Genomic DNA, 18,951 nt, shown 5'->3' on the forward strand with positions numbered 1-18,951 from the left:
TTGACATTTGGGGCCATGCATTTGATAGTTCGGGCCATGCCGCAAACGCCCTCAACCCGTGTGCCGCTGGTGCGCAGTGCCGCGCTGTCGGGCTATGCCGACCTGGCGCGGACGCTGGGACTCGATCCGGTACGCATGGTCGCCGCCGCGGGACTGCCGCTCGCCTGTCTCCATGACCCCGACCTGCGTATTCCGGTGCCGCAGGTTGGCCGGCTGCTGACCGCGTCGGCGGAACGCACGCAGCGACGCGATTTCGGGCTGCTGCTCGCCGAAAAGCGCAGCCTCGCCAATCTCGGCCCGCTGGGGTTGCTGGCGCGCGAGCAGCCGACGATGCGGCAGGCGATCGCAACGATGGCGCCGTCGATTGCGATGCACAACGAAGCGCTGTCGCTGCAGGTTGAAAGCGCCGGTGAGGTGTCGATCCTGCGCATCGTGCTGCAGCAGGGTGAACCGGCGCAGATGGAGCAGCTTGCCGAACTGGCGCTGGCCGCGACGATGCGCATGCTGCGGCGGCTGAGCGACGGCGCCTTCATCCCCGAATCGGTGCATTTCATGCATCGCGCCCCGGCCGATGTTGCGACGCACCGCCGGCTGTTCGGGGTGACCCCGCGCTTTTCGCAGGATTTCGACGGCGTCGTCGTGGCGACGCGTGCGCTCGATGCGGTACTGCCGCAGGCCGACCCGCTGGCGGCGGCACAGCTGGCGCGCCATCTGACGGTGTGGACAGGCGGCCGGGGGCGCGATCCGGTGCGCGCGACGCAGGAACTGGTGACGTCGCTATTGCCGACCGGCCATGCCACAATTGCCCGCGTCGCCAGCGACCTTGGCACCAACCGGCGGACGTTGCACCGCCAACTCGCGGCGCACGGCACCAGTTTCACGCAAATTCTCGACGCCAGCAGGCGCGCACTGGTCGAAACCTATCTCGCCGATGGTTCACGGTCGCTGACCGATATTGCCGGCCTGCTCGGCTATGCCAGCCTTAGCGCGTTTTCGCGGTGGCGCCACCGCCAACCAAACGCCGAAGCCGTCAGTGAACGGCGGTCGAAGCGCGGGGTGACGTCGTTGAAAAATGGAACGTTGTAGTGGGCCTGCGTGGCCTGCCGGATGGATATTAACTATTGTACAGATGTAACGAGCGTAGTTTAATCATTGGATATCGTTTCAGAAAGGGAATGCGGCCATGGCAAAAACTCCCGCATCGAAGCGCATCCGCTCCAAGGAGGAGCGCCGCACTGCCGGCAAAACCCTTCGGGTAAATTGCCCCCGCGACGCCCATGGCAAGGTCATCATCGGTTCCGACCCCGACCGCGATATCGTCAAGCTGATCAAGGCGCAGAACAAGGGCCGGCTGGAAAACTTGCTGCCGGTGCGCCACGGTCGCATGTCCCAATCGGCGTTCGCATTCTTCCGCGGCACCGCCGGCCTGCAGGCGCATGACCTGGCCGGCACGCCGCACAGCGGTATCATCGTCCAGGCTTGCGGTGATTGCCACCTGATGAACTTCGGCGGTTTCGCCACGCCCGAACGCACCCTGGCGTTCGACATCAACGACTTCGATGAAACGCTGCCAGCGCCGTTCGAATGGGACATCAAGCGGCTCGCCGCCAGCTTCGTCGTCGCGGCACGCTGGCGTGGCTTCAAGGCCGCCGACGCCCGCCGCATCACCGTGCGCATGGTCCGCGCCTACCGCGAGTCGATGCTTGAACGCGTCGACGCCGGCGTGCTCGAGGCCTGGTACTCGCGCATCTCGTTCGAAGATATCAAGAAGATTGCCGGCGATGATGTCGAAGCCGTCAGCCGCATCGAGGCACTTGAATCCGCCGCGCAGGAGCGCACGCACGAAAACGTCTTCGCCAAGCTGGTCAGCAGCGACGGCGGCAAGGTGCATATCTTCGACGAGCCACCGCTGATCTATCACCCCGATGACCGCGACCTGTCGCGCAATGTCGTGATCAAATTTCTCGAAGACTACCGCGCGACGCTGCCCGAAGAACGGCAGATGCTCTACGACCGCTATCATTTCGTCGACCTGGCTCTGAAGGTTGTCGGCGTCGGCAGTGTCGGGACGCGCTGTTTCATCGCGCTGCTCCTCGCCGATCCCGACGATCCGCTATTCCTGCAGATCAAGGAAGCGCGGCCGTCGGTGCTTGAGCCCTATGTGCCCAAGGCGGTGCGCGCCGCCAGACATGCCGGGCACAACGGCCACCGCGTCGTGCTCGGGCAGCGGCTGATGCAGGCGGCGAGCGACATTTTCCTCGGCTGGGCGACAGGGTCGGGCGGCGGCTATGAATTTTATGTCCGCCAGCTCCGCGACATGAAGGTCGCGCCGATGATCGAAACGCAATCACCGGCAATCATGCGCAGCTATGCCAAGCTCTGCGGCCTCGGGCTGGCGCGCGCGCACGACAAGGCCGGCGACGCCGCGCAGATTGCCGGCTACCTCGGCAAAAGCGACGCCTTCGACGAGGCCATCGGCGACTATGCCGAAGGCTATGCCGACCAGGTCGAGCGTGACTATACGGCATTCGTCACCGCCATCCGGACGGGCAAGCTGGTCAGCGACACGATGCCCGGCGCGCTGGAAACGGCGCTGGGTTGATATGCTCGCCGCCGGTATGATGGGTGCGGGCATGTTGCTGGCCGGTGCGGCAGGCGGCGACGTTGCCGGCAGCACCATGGGCGCCGCTGCCACCGGCATTGCGCGGGTGCGCGCCTTTCCGGTCATGCAGGTCTTTACCTTCCTGTTCCTGATGCTCGGGCCGATCAAAATCATCGGCCCGTTCGCCAGCCTCACCCGCACGGCCGATCCGGCGCTGACTCGCCGGATCGCGTTTCGCGCGACGCTGTTCGCCAGCGCCGCGCTGCTGCTCGCGGCCATCCTGGGCGAACATTTGCTGCGCAATTTCGGCATTCCCTTGCCGGTGCTGGCGCTGTCGGGGGGCATCATCCTGTTCCTCACCGCGATAGTTTCGGTGATGCAGCAGTTCCTGCCGCCGGCGACGCATGACGATAGCGCCGCCGGCCCGCCGCCGTCGCTCAAGGTGGCGATGTCGCCGCTGGCATTCCCGACGATCGTCACGCCCTATGGTATCGCGGCGCTGGTGGTATTTCTCGCGGTGAGCCCCGATCTGGCCGGCCGGTTGAAAGTCGGGGCGATTTTGCTGGCGATCATGGGCCTAAACCTTCTCGTCATGATCGCCGCCAAACGCATCCTGCCGCTACTGAGCATTGTCCTGCCGATCATCGGCGCGGTGCTGGCAGTCGTTCAGGTCGCGCTCGGCCTGCAGATTATCCAGAACTCGATCAAGGTTATCGTGGCGCTCTGACGGCGCGGTACGAAAACAGGGCAGGGCGCAACAACGTCAGCGCTGCTTCTTGGTCAGCGTCGCGGTGAAGTCGGGTTCCTTCTTCGCCACCCAATCGACAAACTTCCGCACCGCCGGATTGTCGAGTAGGCCCTGCACATCCATGCCGTGGCGCTGCAATTCGGAATTGGTGAAATTGGCGATCAGTGTCTGCTGGCAGATCGGGTGCATCGGCACGACATCGCGGCCGCCGCGGCTTTTGGGCACGGGATGGTGCCAGACGATGGTCGTGCCGGTCGGCCGTCCGCACAGCCAGCACGTCGGCGCTACTGCCGGCGCGGCTTCCTCGCGGTCGGTATCGTCGTAGGAGTCATACTTCGAATGCTTGCGGGCCATGGGTCTGCCTGAATTGCCTGTTGCCCCGCTGTAGCGCCTGTGGCCCGCCGCCGTCTACGCGTCGTCGCCAACCGCCCAGGCCCCGACATCGGGCTGCGCGCCGATCAATGCGAGGCCGTTGGCGATCGAGGTGAGTTCGTCGCCGGCGGCGATGCGGTCGGCGCCGAAGCGGCCGTCGAACAGCTGCCGGACGGCGGGGATCAACGAGGAACCACCGGTCAGGAAAACGCGGTCGATGGCGGCAGCAGTGGTGCCGGCGGAATCGAGCGCGCGGGTGATGGTGGCATCGATTTCGGCGAGGTCGGGGGCGATCCAGGCTTCAAAGTCGGTGCGGCTGACCGGTTCATCGATGGCCAGCCCGCCGCCGCTGAAGCTGAAGCGCGCGGCAGTGTCGGTCGACAGCGTGCGCTTGAGGCGGGCGACGGCATCATAGAGCGGGAAGCCGAGTTCGTTTTCGATGACCGAAATGAAGCGGCTGATCGCGGCGCGGTCGGTGGCGGCATGCTCGAGCTGCGCGAGTTCGGCCATGGTGCGGCGGTTGCGCATCAGCGCGAGCCGCGACCAGTTGCCGAAGTCGCTGAAATAATTGGCGGGAATGTCGAGCATCTTGCCGAACGACCGGTAAGTCCCGCCCTTGCCGAGCAACGGCAGCACGAGGTGATCGACGATGCGATAGTCGAAGCGGTCGCCGGCAATGCCGATACCCGCCTGGCCCAGCGGTGTGCAGCGCCGCGCCGTGCCGGGCTCACCGACACGCACCACCGAAAAGTCGCTGGTGCCGCCGCCGAAATCGGCGACGAGCACGGTCGCGGCGCCGTCGAGCCGCGCGGCATAGGTGAAGGCAGCGCCGAGCGGTTCGTGGACATAGTGGATCTCGCTGCCGAACCCGCCGAACATCAGGTCATAGCGCTGGCGTGCCAGCCGCGGATTGGGGCTGGCACCGGCATAGACCACGGGGCGGCCGACGATGACGCGGTCGGGGCGCGTTCCCAGCGCATCACCGGCGTGACGTCGCAGCCGGTCAAGGAAGATGCGCCCCAGCTCCTCGAAGCGGAAGCGGCGTTCGAAGATCGACGCGTGCTCGAAATTGGTGCTGGCGGCGACCGACTTGAACGACTGGATGAAGCGGCTATCCTGCGGGAAGGCGAGGTATTCGGCAATCGCCCAAGGCCCGGCCTCGACCGACTGGCCACCGGAAACCGCCTCATCCTGCCAGAAGCACAGCGCCGAGCGGAAGACGTCAACGCTGGAGCCGCCGGGCGCGGCGAAGTTGATCAGATGCGGTTCGCCGCCGCCCACGCCAAGCGCGACAACGCTGTTGGTCGTGCCGAAGTCGAGCCCAAGCACGCGCGGTCCGGTCTGGGCAGGCATCAAGGTTCCAATCGGTGCAACGCGGCCCGCGCCTTTGTCACAAATGCCCCGGCAATGCCAACCCAAGAATGGCGGCAGTATTGCGCTCTAGTTATCGAAAGTGACGGAAATGTCGCCTTGATTGGTCGCCACTAAATTCTAAGAAAAGCGCGTCAAGCTACTCTACTGTAACGCTTTTTGCGAGGTTGCGGGGCTGATCGACGTCGGTCCCCTTGGCGACGGCGACGTGGTAGGCGAGCAGCTGGATCGGTACAGCATAGACCAAAGGCGCGATCAGCGGCGCGACCTTGGGCATTTCGATGGTGGCGATGCAGTTGTCGCCCGCCTGCGCGATGCCCTCCGCATCCGAGATCAGCACGACCTGCGCGCCGCGCGCCTGGGCTTCCTGCATGTTCGACACGGTCTTGTCGAACAGCGGGCCGGCAGGCGCCAGCACGATCAGCGGGACGTTCTCGTCGATCAGCGCGATCGGGCCGTGCTTCATTTCACCTGACGCATAACCTTCGGCGTGGATGTAGCTGATTTCCTTGAGTTTCAGCGCGCCTTCGAGTGCCATCGGATATTCGGGCCCACGGCCGAGATAGAGCACGTCGCGTGCTGTCGAGATGGTCTTGGCGACCGCGGCAATCGCCTCGTCGCAGGCCAGCGCGGCGTTCATCGCGGCGGGCGCTTCGGTGAGCTGGTGGACGATGTAGCGCTCGGCTTCGGGCGTCAGCTTGCCGCGGGCCCGCGCCAGATTCGCCGCGAGTGCCGCCATGACCGCGAGTTGGCAGGTGAACGCCTTGGTCGAGGCGACGCCGATTTCGGGGCCGGCGTGGGTCGGCATCAGCAAATCGACTTCGCGCGCCATCGAACTGGTCGGCACGTTGATGATTCCGGCGGTGGTGACGCCGTTCGCCTTCATGTGGCGCAGCGCGGCCAGCGTGTCGGCGGTTTCGCCCGACTGCGAGATGACGACGCCGAGGATGCGGCCGTCGAGGACGGGTTCGCGGTAGCGGAATTCGGAGGCGAAATCGACTTCAACGGGCAGTCGCGCCAGGCTTTCGATCCAGTATTTGCCGACCATGCCGACATACGATGCGGTGCCGCAGGCGACGATGACGACGCGTTCGACGGTGGACAGGTCGAAGTCCATCTGCGGCAGTGCGACCTGCTCCTCGACGGGGCGGAGGTAGGATTGCAGCGTCTGCGCGACGACGACCGGCTGCTCGTGGATCTCCTTGAGCATGAAATGGCGGTAGTTGCCCTTGTCGATCATCGCGCCCGACACGCCCGAAATGGTGATCGGGCGCTTGACCGGCTTGTTGTCGCGGTCGAAGATTTCGACGCTGCCGCGGCTGACCGCGGCCCAGTCGCCTTCTTCGAGATAGGCGATGCGCTGCGTCAGCGACGCCAGCGCCAGCGCGTCCGAGCCGAGGTAGTTTTCGCCGTCGCCGTAGCCGATGGTCAGCGGCGCACCGAGACGCGCGCCGATCAGCAGGTCGGGTTCGTTGCGGAACATGATGGCGAGCGCGAACGCGCCGTGCAGGCGCGGCAGCACGTTGGCGACCGCCGCGCGCGGGGCGACGCCGCGTTCGATCTCGCGCGCCAGCAGGTGCGCGACGACTTCGGTGTCGGTCTGGCTGAGGAACTTGCGGCCGTCGGCGATGAGCTCGTCGCGCAGCGGCTTGAAGTTCTCGATAATGCCGTTGTGGACGATGGTGACATCACCCGCGGTGTGCGGATGCGCATTGTCCTCGGTCGGCGCGCCGTGCGTCGCCCAGCGCGTGTGCGCGATGCCGGTGTGGCCGGGCAGGGGGTCTGCCGCCAATCGCGCGACGAGGTTGTTGAGCTTGCCCTCGGCACGGCGGCGATCGATGATGCCGTCATGGATGGTGGCGATACCCGCCGAATCATAGCCGCGGTATTCGAGCCGGCGCAGCCCTTCGATCAGGCGGTCGCTGACATCGCTGGAACCGAGGATGCCGATAATGCCGCACATGGGTCAGGCTTTCTTGCCGGAGGATTTCTTTGCCGTTTGCGCCGCGCGGAAGCGCGCCGCCCAGCCGGGCTTCGTCGCCTGGTCGCCGCGTGCGGTCGCCAGCGCATCGGCCTCGACATCGCGGGTGATGACGCTGCCGGCACCGACAATCGCACCAGCGCCGATGGTCACGGGGGCGACCAGTGCGCTGTTCGAGCCGATGAACGCGCCCGCGCCGATGACGGTGCGGTATTTGAAGTAGCCGTCATAGTTGCAGGTGATCGTGCCCGCGCCGATGTTGGCACCGGCGCCGATATCGGCATCGCCGAGGTAGGTCAGGTGGCTGGCCTTGGCGCCGTCGCCGAGTTTCGCCTTCTTGATTTCGACGAAGTTGCCAACCTTGGTGTTGGCGCCGAGTTCGGCACCCGGGCGCAGCCGCACGAACGGCCCGACTTCGGCGTCGGTGCCAATGGTGGCGCCGCTGATATGGCTGAACGCGTGCACTGTCGCGCCGTCGGCGATGCGCACGCCGGGGCCGAAGAATACATTGGGCTCGATCGTCACGTCGCGGCCGATTTCGGTATCGAACGCGAACCACACCGTTTCGGGCGCGATCAGCGTGACGCCGTTGTCCATCATCTGGCGGCGGCGCACCGCCTGCCACGCCGCCTCGACGCCCGCGAGTTCGGCGCGCGAGTTGATGCCGGCGACTTCCTCGGGGGTGGTTTCGATGACGATGGCGCGCTTGCCGTCGCTGGTCGCCAGCCCGACGATGTCGGGGAGGTAATATTCCTTGGCAGCATTGTCGTTACCGACTCGCGCCAGCAGCGGCCACAAATCGGCAGAGCGCACCGCCATCAGCCCCGAATTGCACAGCGTGATGGCGCGTTCGGCGGGCGACGCATCCTTGAATTCGACCATCTTGGCGATGCGGCCCGTCGCATCGGCCTCGATGCGGCCATAGGCGGCGGCGTCGTCAGGCCGGAAGCCGAGCACCACCACTGCGGTCGCGTCATCCAACTGCCCGAGCATCGCCGCCATGGTCGCGGTCGAAACCAGCGGCACATCGCCGTAGAGGATCAGCACGTCGCCGTCGAAGCCCTTGAGCGCGGTTTCGGCCTGCTGGACGGCGTGCGCGGTGCCGTGCTGCGGGTCCTGCACGGCAATCGTCGTACCGGTGCCCGCGACCGCCGCCTCGACCTGTTCGCGCTGCGCTCCGACCACCACGACCTTCGCCGCCGGTTCGAGCGCATCGACGCTGGCGAGCAGGTGCAACAGCATCGGCCGACCGGCGAGCGGGTGCAAAACCTTGTGGAGGTCGGATTTCATGCGCGTGCCGCGCCCGGCGGCAAGGATGATGGCGGCGACGGGCTGGTTGGTCATCATCGCTGCCTCTGCCACAACCAGCTTGCCTTTTCCAGCGCGCCGAACGACCTAAGGCCATGGTTCACGCATATCCCCGCACATTGGTCTTCGACCTTGATGGCACGCTCGTCGATACCAGCGCCGATCTGTGCGCATCGCTCAACCATGTGCTGCGCCGCTACGCGCGGCCCGAGGTCGATCCCGACACCGTGCGCCACCTCGTCGGCCACGGCGCGCGGGCACTGATCCAGCGCGGGCTGGCGCTCGCCGGCGAGGATGATCCGGCGCTGGTCGAGGAGGCGGTGCCGTATTTCCTGCGCTATTATGCCGACCATATCGCCGACGGTTCGCAGCCCTATGCCGGGGTCGAGGCGGCGCTCGATGAGCTGGCCGACGCGGGCGTCGTGACAGCGGTCTGCACCAACAAGCCCGAAGCGCTGGCGCGGCGGCTGATCGGTGCGATGGGCTGGGACCGGCGCTTCGCGGCGATCCTCGGCGGCGACAGCCTAAGCGTCCGCAAGCCCGATGCCGCGCATGTGCTCGGCACCATCGAGGCAGCCGGTGGCGCCGCCGACAGCAGCGTTTTCGTCGGCGATTCGTCGGTCGATGTCGCGGCAGCGCGGGCGGCGCGGGTGCCCGTCGTCGTCGTCAGCTTCGGTTTTGCCGATATTGCGCCTGCCGACCTCGGCGCCGATGCCGTGATCGATCATTATGACGCGCTGCTGCCACTGCTGCGCCGGCGGCCGTGGTAGGGGCAGTCGAACTGATCGGGCTGCTGCTGGCGGGCGGCGGCATCGGCTATGCCGGCTACCGGGCCGGCATCGGTGCAGCAGCCGAGGCGCCACCCCCGCTGCCGCTGCCACGTCTGCCGGCACCCGCGGTGTCGCCGTCGATTGTCGATATCGAAGCGCTGGGTGACCCGTCGCTGCTGGTCGATGCCAATCTGCGCATTCTGGCGTCGAACGACGCGGCGCGTGACATTTTCGGGACGCAACTGACCGGCGCCGACTTGCGGCTGTCGCTGCGGCATCCGGCCATTCTTGACATCATCGCCGAGGCCGCGACCTCTACCACGGCGGTCAGCAACGAAATCAACGGCATCGGTGCGGCCGAAGGCGCCTACCGCGTCCGCGCGGTCAGCGCCGGAGCTGGGCGCATCCTCGTCACCTTCGCCGATGTGACGCAGGCGCGGCTGACCGAGCGCATGCGGGTCGATTTCGTCGCCAACGCCAGCCATGAATTGCGGACGCCGCTGGCCACGCTGATGGGCTTCATCGAAACGCTGCAGGGCCCGGCGGCCGATGACACGGTGGCGCGCCAGCGCTTCCTCGACATCATGGCGAGCGAGGCCGGGCGCATGGCGCGACTGATCGACGACCTGCTGTCGCTGAGCCGCATCGAGCTCGATAAATATGTCCGGCCGCAGACCGCGACACCGCTGGCGCCGCTGGTCGCCGATGTGGCGCGAACGCTGGCGATGCGGCTCGAATCGGACGAGCGCCAGCTGCACATCGACTTGCCTGCCGACCTGCCCGACGTCATCGCCGACCGCGACCAGATCCTGCAAGTGCTGCACAATCTGATCTCGAACGCGCAGAAATACGGCCGCACCGGCACGCCGATTGCCGTCGCCGTGCAGCATGAGCCGGGCGAAACCCCGCGCGTCCGCATCAGTGTCACCGACCAGGGCGAGGGCATCCCGCCCGAGTTTCTGCCGCGGCTGACCGAGCGTTTCTACCGCGTCGATACCAGCCGTTCGCGGTCGCTCGGCGGCACCGGGCTCGGGCTGGCGATTGCCAAGCATATTATCGAACGCCATCGCGGCGTGCTCGAAATCACCAGCGAAGTCGGGCAGGGCACGCGTGTATCGTTTACGCTGCCCGCGGTCGCATGACCTTATTGGCTGCCCCCGCACTCTGTCATCAAACTGACATATAAGTGTAACATAAGCCACACGCGCAGCGGCTAACCCGCCGAATGTCGAAAGGGGCAGTTCGTGTCCCTTTGAACAGCGGAAGAGACCGGACAGCGCCGCAGGCGTTCCCGGTCGGGCAAGGGAGACACATTGTGTTGAAGTCAGCAATCACCACCCTCGGTATCGCAGCGGTCGCACTGGGCAGCGCCGGCGTGGCCGAAGCACGCACGCAGATTCGCATCGTCGGTTCGTCGACGGTCTATCCGTTCACCACCGCGGTCGCCGAAAGCTTCAAGCGCAGCTACCCGCAGTTCCAGGCGCCGATCGTCGAATCGACGGGTACCGGCGCCGGCGTCAAGCTGTTCTGTGCCGGCGTCGGCCAGCAGCACCCTGATTTCGTCAACGCCTCGCGCCGCCTGAAGGCCAGCGAAGCCAAGACCTGCGCCGAAAATGGCGTGACGGGCATTCTCGAATTGCAGATCGGCCTTGACGGTCTGGTCATTGCGCAGGCGCGCGGCGGGCAGTTCGTGAGCCTGAGCGAAGTCGATGTCTACAAGGCGCTGGCTGCCAACCCGTTCGGCGGCGGCAAGAACAAGGCGCAGACCTGGAAGGACGTCAATCCCAAGCTGCCGAATATCAAGATCTCGGTCATCGGGCCGCCGCCGACGTCGGGCACGCGCGATTCGTTCAAGGACCTTTACATGATCAAGGGTTGCGAATCGAACGCGGCGATGCCGGCGCTCAAGAAGGCCGACGAAGCCAAGTACAACCTCGCCTGCGGCAAAATCCGTGAAGACGGCGCCTATATCGAAGGCGGCGAAAACGACAATCTCATCGTCCAGAAGATTGCCGCCAACCCAAACGTGCTCGGCATCTTCGGGTTCTCGTTCCTTGAAGAGAATGGCGACAAGATCAAGGATGTGCCGATCAACGGCATCGCCGCGACCTATGACACGATTTCGTCGTTCAAATATCCGGCGTCGCGTCCGCTGTTCATCTACGCCAAGCTCCAGCACATGCGCGCCGTCAAGGGCATGAAGGAGTTCCTGACCGAATACACCAAGGAAAGCGTCTGGGGCCCCGGCGGCATGCTGGCCAAGCGTGGCCTGGTCGCCGAACCGACGGCGGTTCGCGCCAAGAACGCGGCGATTGTCCAGAACATGACGCCGCTCGACATCTCGACGCTCAAGTAGCATTGGAAATTGCGGCAGTGCGTTGCCCGCACTGCCGCAATTATGTCTAAGGTAAGCGTTGCATGTCACTGACTTTCATCAGTTTACTGCTCATCGGACTGGCGCTGGTTGGCTACTTCATCGCACGCGCCAAGGGCCGTGCGCTGACGGCGCTGCCAGGTGGTACCGCACGTACCGGCACTGCGGCCGTCCATTCACGTCCAGCCTATCACGGCGCGTTTGTCGCGCTCTGGGTGGCACTGCCGGCGCTGGCTTTGCTCGCCGGCTGGGCGGTGGTCAGCGAAGGCGTCATCGCCAGCCGCGTTCTCTCGACTGTGCCTGCAGCAACACGCCCCGCAACACAGCTCGACCGCGATGCCTTCATGTCCGAAGTCCGCGGCGTGGTGAACGGTGAAATCGAAGAAGCGTTCAATCCCGACGCCAATCCGGCCGCCAAAGTCTACGTGGCGACCAAAACGAATTACAATCTGCTCGCCGGCGCTGCTGCGGCCGCACTTGCCGCACTCGGCGGCCTGTGGGGCTATTCGCGGCTGCGCCCCGATTTCCGCGCCCGCACGGCGGTGGAAAAGGTCGTCATGTGGACGCTGATTCTGGCGTCGCTGGTGGCGATTTTGACGACATTCGGCATCGTGCTGTCGCTGCTGTTCGAAAGCATCCGGTTTTTCCAGAAGGTCTCGATCGTCGAGTTCCTGACCGGCACCACCTGGTCACCGCAGACCGCGATCCGCGCCGACCAGGTCGGCTCGTCGGGGTCGTTCGGCGCGGTGCCACTGTTCTGGGGTACGATCTTCATCGGCGCCATCATCGCGATGATCGTCGCGATCCCGCTCGGCCTGATGGCGGCAATCTATCTGACGCAATATGCCCATGCCCGCGCCCGCCGCATTTTGAAGCCGCTGCTCGAAATCCTCGCCGGCGTACCGACCGTTGTCTACGGCTTCTTCGCGGCGCTCGTCGTCGCGCCTGCCGTGCGCGATTTCGCGGTCTCGCTCGGCATGACCAACGCCAGCTCCGAAAGCGCGCTCGCTGCCGGTTTGGTGATGGGCATCATGATTATTCCGTTCGTGTCGTCGATGGCCGATGACGCGATTACCGCGGTCCCGCAGGCGATGCGCGACGGTAGCCTCGCGATGGGCGCGACAACGTCGGAAACCATCCGCAAGGTGCTGGTGCCGGCGGCATTGCCCGGCATCGTCGGCGGCGTGCTGCTCGCGGTCAGCCGCGCCATCGGTGAGACGATGATCGTCGTTATGGCGGCTGGTCTTGCGGCAAACCTCACCGCCAATCCGTTCCAGTCGGTGACCACCGTCACCGCGCAGATCGTCCAGCTGCTCACCGGTGACCAGGAATTCGACTCGGCAAAGACGCTGTCGGCGTTCGCGCTCGGGCTGGTGCTGTTCGTGATTACGCTGCTGCTCAACATTTACGCGCTCGCCGTCGTGAAGCGCTACCGGGAGGCTTATGAATAGCGCCCAAGTCGCGTCGCGCCCGCCCACCGACTGGGCGTCGCCGAAGATGCGCACGCGCATTGCGCGTCGCTACCGCTCGGAATCGATTTTCCGCAACCTCGGGCTGTTCGCGCTGGTGCTGGCGGCGTCGTTCCTGGCATTCCTGCTGTTCACCGTCGTCCGCGACGGCTGGCAAGGCTTCCTGTCGACCGACGTCAAAATCAGCATCACCTATGATCCGGCCGTGCTCGGTATCGACCCGGCAGCGACCAAGGGCCCGAACGCGCAGGCGGCGCTGCAGGCAGGCGATTTCCAGGCGGTGATGGCAGCCGGCGTCGCCAAACTGGGCGACGAAGCCGACACCGTCAGCGAAGGCGCGTGGCTGGTGTTGCGCAAGCAGTTGATGGAAGACCCGGCGTTGCTCGGCAAGACCGTGTCGGTGTGGGTACCCGCCAAGAGCACCATCGACCTGCTCGCCAAGGGCAAATTCGACCTGTCGAAGCCCGAACTCGAGCGTGGCGTCAGCGACGCCGATGTCGCGCACTTCAACGACCTCAAGAAAGCCGGGCTGCTGCGCACCGGGTTCAGCCGGATTTTCATTACCGGCGCCGATTCGACGAGCCCCGAACTCGCCGGCATCTGGGGCGCCACCGTCGGCTCGCTGCTGACGCTGTTCGTGACGTTGAGCCTGGCATTCCCCGTCGGCGTGCTGTCGGCGATCTATCTCGAGGAATTCGCCAAGCGCAACCGTTGGACCGACCTCATCGAAGTCAGCATCAACAACCTCGCGGCGGTGCCGTCGATCATCTACGGGCTGCTCGGGCTTGCGGTATTCCTCAACTTCCTCGACATGCCGCGCTCGGCGCCGGTCGTCGGCGGGCTGACGCTGGCGCTGATGACCTTCCCGGTCATCGTCATCGCCGGGCGGGTGGCGATCAAGTCGGTGCCGCCGTCGATCCGCGACGCTGCACTCGGCATCGGCGCGTCGAAGGTCCAGGTGGTGTTCCAGCACGTGCTGCCGCTCGCCTTGCCCGGCATCCTGACCGGCACGATCATCGGCATGGCGCGCGCGCTCGGCGAAACCGCACCGCTGCTGATGATCGGCATGCGCGCCTTTGTCAGCGACACGCCGGTCGGGCTGACGTCGCCCGCCACCGCGCTGCCGGTGCAGGTGTTCCTGTGGTCGGATGACGTCGCACGCGGCTTTGTCGAAAAGACCTCGGCCGCCATCATGGTGCTGCTGGTCTTCCTGCTGCTGATGAACAGTCTCGCCATCTATCTACGCAACAAATACGAGAGGCGCTGGTGACCGTCATGGACCTGTCCGCACAAAATGTTCCGGTCGCGCGCGGTATCGCCGAGACCGATGTCACGACCAAGATGACGGCGCGTCACGTCAACGTCTTCTATGGCACCAAGCAGGCGATCAAGGACGTCTCGATCGACATCACCCGCGAAAACGTCACGGCGTTCATCGGGCCGTCGGGCTGCGGCAAGTCGACGTTCCTGCGCTGCCTGAACCGCATGAACGACACGGTGGACAGCGCGCGGGTCGAAGGCGAAATCAAGCTCGACGGCACCGACATCTACACCGGCGACATGGACGTCGTGCAGCTGCGCGCCCGCGTCGGCATGGTGTTCCAGAAGCCCAACCCGTTCCCCAAGTCGATCTACGACAACGTCGCCTATGGCCCGTCGATCCACGGTCTCGCCAGCAGCAAGGCCGACATGGACAGCATCGTCGAAGGCAGCCTGCGTCGCGCCGGCCTGTGGGACGAAGTCAAGGACCGGCTCACTGAGAGCGGCACGGCACTGTCGGGCGGCCAGCAGCAGCGCCTGTGCATCGCGCGCGCGATAGCCGTCGACCCCGAAGTCATCCTGATGGACGAACCCTGCTCGGCGCTCGACCCGATTGCCACGGCGCGCATCGAGGAACTGATCGACGAGCTGCGCGGCCGCTATGCCATCGTCATCGTCACGCACAACATGCAGCAGGCGGCGCGTGTCAGCCAGCGCACGGCGTTCTTTCACCTCGGCACGATGGTCGAATACGGCAACACCTCGGACATCTTCACCAATCCGGTCGAGCAGCGCACCCGCGACTATATCACCGGCCGCTACGGCTAAAAGGAGACCATCATGGCTGAAGTGAGCGGACATACCGTCAAGGCCTTCGACGCCGACATCAACAACATGCGCACGCTGATCAGCCAGATGGGCGGGCTGTGCGAAAGCCAGATCAAGGCGTCGATCGAGGTGCTGACGCGCCGCGATGCCGCCAAGGCGATGGACATCATCGCCATCGACGAACGCATCGATGCGCTTGAAATCGAATGCGAAAAGCTCGCGGTGCAAACCATCGCGCTGCGCGCCCCGATGGCCGGCGACCTTCGCGAAATCATCGCCGTGCTCAAGATCAGCTCGGTGCTCGAACGCGTCGGTGACTATGCCAAGAACATCGCCAAGCGCGCCACCGTGCTGTCGCAGAACCCGCACGCGCAACCGGTAGTCATCATCCCCGAAATGGGCACTTTGGTCGCGAAGATGCTCAGCGACGCGCTCGATGCCTTCGTCGCGCGCGATGTCGAACTGGCGAAAAACGTCGTCGCCCGCGACCAGGTCGTCGATGACTATTACGCCGCGCTGTTCCGCTCGCTGCTGACCTTCATGATGGAAGATCCGGCGCACATCACGCCGTCGATGCACCTGCTGTTCGTTGCCAAGAATCTCGAACGCATCGGTGACAAGGCAACGAGCATCGCCGAAATGGTGTTCTTCGCCGCCACCGGCGAGCAGATCCTGCACCGGCCCAAGGGCGATGACGTCGCACTCGCCGCACTCAGTGACCGCTCGAGTTGAACCCGATACGCGATCAGGAGACCCCGATGAAGCCGAAGATCCTGCTGGTCGAAGACGACGCCAACCTCGTCGAACTGCTGCGCTACAACCTCGAATCGGCGGGCTTCGACGTCGTTCAGACCGGCGACGGCGAAGAAGCGCTGATGCTGGCCGACGAGGAAAAGCCCGACCTCGTCATCCTTGACTGGATGATCGCCAACCTGTCGGGCATCGAAGTCTGCCGGCGCCTGCGCCGCGCCCCCGAAACCGCCAGCCTGCCGATCGTCATGCTCACCGCGCGCGCCGACGAGGCCGACCGCATCCGCGGGCTCGAAACTGGCGCCGACGACTACCTCACCAAGCCATTCTCCCCGCGCGAGCTCATCGCGCGCATCCACGCCGTGCTGCGCCGGCTGCGTCCTGCACTCGCCGGCGGGGCGCTCGACTATGCCGGCATCAGCATGGACACCAGCGCCCACCGCGTCACCCGCGACGGCCAGGCCGTGCCGCTCGGGCCCACCGAGTTCCGGCTGCTGCGCCACTTCCTCGAACACCCCGGCCGCGTCTTCTCGCGCGAACAGCTGCTCGATGCCGTCTGGGGTCGCGACGTCTATGTCGAACAACGCACCGTCGACGTCCACATCCGCCGGCTGCGCAAGGCCATCAACGGCGAAGGCGAGGGCGCTTCGGCACTCCCCGATGTCATCCGCACGGTGCGCTCCGCCGGCTATGCACTCGACCGCGAAGCGCATTAAGGGCCTCCGGCGGGCAGGGGTGACCCCTGCACCCAAATGCTTGGCGCACTTCAATCGGGTGCAGGCCTCAGGCCTGCCCGCCGGAGGCTCTTTAGTCTCACCAACTGTCATAACGGCGCATTTGCCGCACCATCATGCGAGTCGGGGTCTTTTCACGCGGCGCAGTCTGCTTTAAGTCCCGCCTCGCATAGATGCTCGCAGAACTAGATAGGGCCAGATTCAATGACCATTCGTTTCGACAATCGTGTTGCCATTGTTACCGGTGCCGGCGGCGGCCTCGGCCGCGCCTATGCGCTGGCGCTTGCCGCGCGCGGCGCCAAGGTCGTGGTCAATGACCTCGGCGGCGCGCGTGACGGTTCGGGCAGCTCGCTGTCGGCCGCGCAGCTGGTGGTTGACGAAATCACCGCAGCTGGCGGCGAAGCGATGGCCAATGGCGCCAGCGTGTCGGACGAAGCCGCGGTCGAAAAGATGGTGGCGTTCGTCAAGGAACGCTGGGGCCGCATCGACATCCTGATCAACAACGCCGGCATCCTGCGCGATAAGACCTTCGCCAAGATGACGCTCGATGACTTCCGCCAGGTTGTCGACGTGCATTTGATGGGCTCGGTGACCTGCACCAAGGCGGTGTGGGAAGTCATGCGTGAACAGGCCTATGGCCGCATCCTGATGACCACCAGCTCGACCGGCCTGTACGGCAACTTCGGCCAGGCCAACTACGGCGCTGCCAAGCTGGCGCTGGTCGGCCTGATGAAGACGCTCAGCCTCGAAGGCGCCAAGTACAACGTCAAGACCAACACCATCGCGCCGCTCGCCGCGACGCGCATGACCGAAGACCTGATGCCGCCCGCCATGCTCGAAAAGATGGGGCCGGAAACCGTGGCGCCCGCCGCGCTCTACCTCGTCAGCGAAGAAGCGCCGACGAACGTCGTGATGAACGCCGGCGGTGGCGGCTTCGAACGCGCCTATGTCACGTTGACGCGCGGCATCCATGTCGCTCCCGAAGACATGACGCCTGAAACCATCGCCGCGCGATTTGAAGAAATCAGCGACCGCAAGGGCGAAATCGTCCCCGACACCGGCGGTGCCCAGGGCGGCATGGCGCTCGGCGCACTCTAAGCCAGAACAAGGCCTCCGGCGGGCAGGGCTGAGCCCTGCACCCAATTGTCGGGTGCAGGGTCTAGACCCTGCCCGCCGGAGGCTCTTTGGTCTACTTGACCGTCACTACCGTCAGGTGTATTGCGACAGCATTACAGTTGGAGACGGTGATGCTCGAAGAACGTGATCTCGACGCGGCGGTGACCGCCGGCGTCCTCGACGGGGCGACCCGTGACGCGCTGGTCAAGTTCGCGCGCGACCACCGCCGCGGCGAAGTCGGCCCCGACGAGGAGCAGTTCCGGCTGCTCACCGGTTTCAACGACATTTTCGTGACGATCGCCGTCGGGCTGCTGCTGACCGCGGTGGCGATGCTCGCCGGCGCGATGTCGCCGGTGGCGGGCGCTGCCGGCGTTGCCGCAGTCAGCTGGGCCCTCGCCGAATACTTCACCCGCATCAAGCGCATGGCGCTGCCGAGCATTGCGCTGCTGCTGTCGTTCGTCGGCGGCGTGTTCGCGACCTGCGTGCTGGTCGCCGCGCAGGGCGCCAGCCTGACGGTTAACCCCGAACATGCGTTGCCGCCGGGCATCATTGTCGCCGCCATCGCGACTGTCGGCGCGGCATGGCTGCACTGGCGACGGTTCATGGTGCCGATTACCGTGGCCGCCGGCGCTGCGGCGCTGACCATCCTCGCGGTCGCCAGCGTCACCATCCTGACACAGGGCGCCACGGGCGCGGTGCTGCTGACCACGGCGCTGTGCGGCATCGCGGTGTTCGCGCTGGCGATGTGGTTCGACACCCGTGACCGCGCGCGCGTCACGCGCCGCACCGACGTGGCGTTCTGGCTGCACCTGCTCGCGGCGCCGCTGATCGTCCATCCGGTGTTCAAGCTCACCGGCCTCACCGATGGCGGCGTGCCCGCCGACGGTGCGGCGCTGACCGTCATCATGGTCTATCTCGCGCTCACCGTGCTGGCGCTGGCGATCGACCGCCGCGCGCTGCTGGTGTCGGCGCTGGCCTATGTCATCTACGCGATCCAGGCGCTGGTCAGCAGCGGCAGCACGCCGGGTGAGGGCGTCGGGCTGACGACGCTGGTGCTCGGCCTGTTCCTGGTGCTGCTGTCGGCGGCATGGCGTCCGATCCGCCGGCGCGTACTGGAGTTGCTTCCGCACGGGCTGACGATGAAACTCCCCGCTGCCGCGTAGCGTAAGCTCTTTGCCTCCTCTCCCCATCGGGGAGAGGGGGCCGCGTGCGTGATTTTACTTGACATTACGAACCGAATCGGTTAGTAGGTTCATCAAGGCGACGGG

The 18,951-nt window shown here is 65.5% G+C and carries 17 protein-coding genes; 13 read left to right on the top strand and 4 right to left on the bottom strand.

What is annotated here, in order from left to right:
- Nucleotides 1-36: 36 nt before the first annotated feature.
- From EUV02_RS04110 to EUV02_RS04120, 3 genes are all read left to right on the top strand, one after another.
- Entirely contained in the window at nt 37-1,086 is a 1,050-nt protein-coding gene (locus EUV02_RS04110) for an AraC family transcriptional regulator (RefSeq protein ID WP_166430490.1), read from the top strand.
- Between the two features lie 97 nt (nt 1,087-1,183).
- Nucleotides 1,184-2,602 (top strand): DUF2252 domain-containing protein, encoded by a 1,419-nt coding sequence (locus EUV02_RS04115; protein ID WP_135244925.1) that lies wholly within the window; start codon nt 1,184-1,186, stop codon nt 2,600-2,602.
- Between the two features lie 31 nt (nt 2,603-2,633).
- A complete protein-coding gene (locus tag EUV02_RS04120; protein ID WP_166430491.1) occupies nt 2,634-3,329 on the top strand; it encodes a MarC family protein in 696 nt (231 codons plus the stop codon).
- Nucleotides 3,330-3,365: 36 nt separating this feature from the next.
- Here EUV02_RS04120 and EUV02_RS04125 read toward each other — a convergent pair whose 3' ends face one another.
- From EUV02_RS04125 to glmU, 4 genes are all read right to left on the bottom strand, one after another.
- Nucleotides 3,366-3,704, bottom strand: a complete 339-nt coding sequence (locus EUV02_RS04125; protein ID WP_135244927.1) for a hypothetical protein — start codon at nt 3,702-3,704, stop codon at nt 3,366-3,368.
- A gap of 54 nt (nt 3,705-3,758) precedes the next feature.
- Nucleotides 3,759-5,075 carry an Hsp70 family protein gene (locus EUV02_RS04130; RefSeq protein ID WP_135244928.1) on the bottom strand — a complete coding sequence of 439 codons (1,317 nt, stop codon included), beginning with the start codon at nt 5,073-5,075 and terminating at the stop codon, nt 3,759-3,761.
- 157 nt (nt 5,076-5,232) lie between these two features.
- Complete coding sequence (glmS, locus tag EUV02_RS04135; protein ID WP_135244929.1) at nt 5,233-7,056, bottom strand: glutamine--fructose-6-phosphate transaminase (isomerizing); 1,824 nt, start codon at nt 7,054-7,056, stop codon at nt 5,233-5,235.
- A gap of 3 nt (nt 7,057-7,059) precedes the next feature.
- Nucleotides 7,060-8,418, bottom strand: coding sequence for a bifunctional UDP-N-acetylglucosamine diphosphorylase/glucosamine-1-phosphate N-acetyltransferase GlmU (gene glmU / locus EUV02_RS04140; protein WP_135244930.1), 1,359 nt, complete (start codon nt 8,416-8,418; stop codon nt 7,060-7,062).
- A gap of 59 nt (nt 8,419-8,477) precedes the next feature.
- Between glmU and gph the strand changes: the two genes are divergently transcribed.
- The 10 genes from gph to EUV02_RS04190 all read left to right on the top strand — a co-directional run bounded on the left by gph (nt 8,478) and on the right by EUV02_RS04190 (nt 18,846).
- Nucleotides 8,478-9,152 (top strand): phosphoglycolate phosphatase, encoded by a 675-nt coding sequence (gene gph, locus EUV02_RS04145; protein ID WP_135244931.1) that lies wholly within the window; start codon nt 8,478-8,480, stop codon nt 9,150-9,152.
- A complete protein-coding gene (locus tag EUV02_RS04150; RefSeq protein ID WP_135244932.1) occupies nt 9,146-10,294 on the top strand; it encodes an ATP-binding protein in 1,149 nt (382 codons plus the stop codon). Before gph ends, EUV02_RS04150 begins: the two co-directional genes overlap by 7 nt.
- A gap of 173 nt (nt 10,295-10,467) precedes the next feature.
- Nucleotides 10,468-11,508 (top strand): substrate-binding domain-containing protein, encoded by a 1,041-nt coding sequence (locus tag EUV02_RS04155; protein WP_243445751.1) that lies wholly within the window; start codon nt 10,468-10,470, stop codon nt 11,506-11,508.
- A gap of 62 nt (nt 11,509-11,570) precedes the next feature.
- Nucleotides 11,571-12,977, top strand: a complete 1,407-nt coding sequence (gene pstC, locus EUV02_RS04160) for a phosphate ABC transporter permease subunit PstC (protein ID WP_135244934.1) — start codon at nt 11,571-11,573, stop codon at nt 12,975-12,977.
- Entirely contained in the window at nt 12,970-14,265 is a 1,296-nt protein-coding gene (gene pstA, locus EUV02_RS04165; protein WP_135244935.1) for a phosphate ABC transporter permease PstA, read from the top strand. The genes pstC and pstA overlap by 8 nt, the downstream gene beginning before the upstream one ends.
- 71 nt (nt 14,266-14,336) lie before the next feature.
- Nucleotides 14,337-15,083 (top strand): phosphate ABC transporter ATP-binding protein PstB, encoded by a 747-nt coding sequence (gene pstB, locus EUV02_RS04170; protein WP_243445792.1) that lies wholly within the window; start codon nt 14,337-14,339, stop codon nt 15,081-15,083.
- Between the two features lie 12 nt (nt 15,084-15,095).
- On the top strand, nt 15,096-15,815 hold the full coding sequence (phoU, locus tag EUV02_RS04175; RefSeq protein ID WP_135244936.1) for a phosphate signaling complex protein PhoU: 720 nt from the start codon (nt 15,096-15,098) through the stop codon (nt 15,813-15,815).
- 26 nt (nt 15,816-15,841) lie between these two features.
- Nucleotides 15,842-16,549 (top strand): phosphate regulon transcriptional regulator PhoB, encoded by a 708-nt coding sequence (gene phoB / locus EUV02_RS04180; RefSeq protein WP_135244937.1) that lies wholly within the window; start codon nt 15,842-15,844, stop codon nt 16,547-16,549.
- Between the two features lie 222 nt (nt 16,550-16,771).
- Nucleotides 16,772-17,665, top strand: coding sequence for an SDR family NAD(P)-dependent oxidoreductase (locus EUV02_RS04185; RefSeq protein WP_135244938.1), 894 nt, complete (start codon nt 16,772-16,774; stop codon nt 17,663-17,665).
- A gap of 149 nt (nt 17,666-17,814) precedes the next feature.
- On the top strand, nt 17,815-18,846 hold the full coding sequence (locus EUV02_RS04190) for a hypothetical protein (protein ID WP_135244939.1): 1,032 nt from the start codon (nt 17,815-17,817) through the stop codon (nt 18,844-18,846).
- Nucleotides 18,847-18,951: the final 105 nt, after the last annotated feature.

The organism is Glacieibacterium arshaanense (assembly GCF_004681125.1).
Taxonomy (GTDB): domain Bacteria; phylum Pseudomonadota; class Alphaproteobacteria; order Sphingomonadales; family Sphingomonadaceae; genus Polymorphobacter_A; species Polymorphobacter_A arshaanense.

What these genes read in the sequence shown, in the direction of transcription:
- EUV02_RS04110 (WP_166430490.1), top strand. Translation starts at nt 37, where the DNA reads ATGCCGCAAACGCCCTCAACCCGTGTGCCGCTGGTGCGCAGTGCCGCG.
- EUV02_RS04115 (WP_135244925.1), top strand. Translation starts at nt 1,184, where the DNA reads ATGGCAAAAACTCCCGCATCGAAGCGCATCCGCTCCAAGGAGGAGCGC.
- EUV02_RS04120 (WP_166430491.1), top strand. Translation starts at nt 2,634, where the DNA reads ATGTTGCTGGCCGGTGCGGCAGGCGGCGACGTTGCCGGCAGCACCATG.
- EUV02_RS04125 (WP_135244927.1), bottom strand. Translation starts at nt 3,704, where the DNA reads ATGGCCCGCAAGCATTCGAAGTATGACTCCTACGACGATACCGACCGC.
- EUV02_RS04130 (WP_135244928.1), bottom strand. Translation starts at nt 5,075, where the DNA reads ATGCCTGCCCAGACCGGACCGCGCGTGCTTGGGCTCGACTTCGGCACG.
- glmS (WP_135244929.1), bottom strand. Translation starts at nt 7,056, where the DNA reads ATGTGCGGCATTATCGGCATCCTCGGTTCCAGCGATGTCAGCGACCGC.
- glmU (WP_135244930.1), bottom strand. Translation starts at nt 8,418, where the DNA reads ATGACCAACCAGCCCGTCGCCGCCATCATCCTTGCCGCCGGGCGCGGC.
- gph (WP_135244931.1), top strand. Translation starts at nt 8,478, where the DNA reads ATGGTTCACGCATATCCCCGCACATTGGTCTTCGACCTTGATGGCACG.
- pstC (WP_135244934.1), top strand. Translation starts at nt 11,571, where the DNA reads ATGTCACTGACTTTCATCAGTTTACTGCTCATCGGACTGGCGCTGGTT.
- pstA (WP_135244935.1), top strand. Translation starts at nt 12,970, where the DNA reads ATGAATAGCGCCCAAGTCGCGTCGCGCCCGCCCACCGACTGGGCGTCG.
- pstB (WP_243445792.1), top strand. Translation starts at nt 14,337, where the DNA reads ATGACGGCGCGTCACGTCAACGTCTTCTATGGCACCAAGCAGGCGATC.
- phoU (WP_135244936.1), top strand. Translation starts at nt 15,096, where the DNA reads ATGGCTGAAGTGAGCGGACATACCGTCAAGGCCTTCGACGCCGACATC.
- phoB (WP_135244937.1), top strand. Translation starts at nt 15,842, where the DNA reads ATGAAGCCGAAGATCCTGCTGGTCGAAGACGACGCCAACCTCGTCGAA.
- EUV02_RS04185 (WP_135244938.1), top strand. Translation starts at nt 16,772, where the DNA reads ATGACCATTCGTTTCGACAATCGTGTTGCCATTGTTACCGGTGCCGGC.
- EUV02_RS04190 (WP_135244939.1), top strand. Translation starts at nt 17,815, where the DNA reads ATGCTCGAAGAACGTGATCTCGACGCGGCGGTGACCGCCGGCGTCCTC.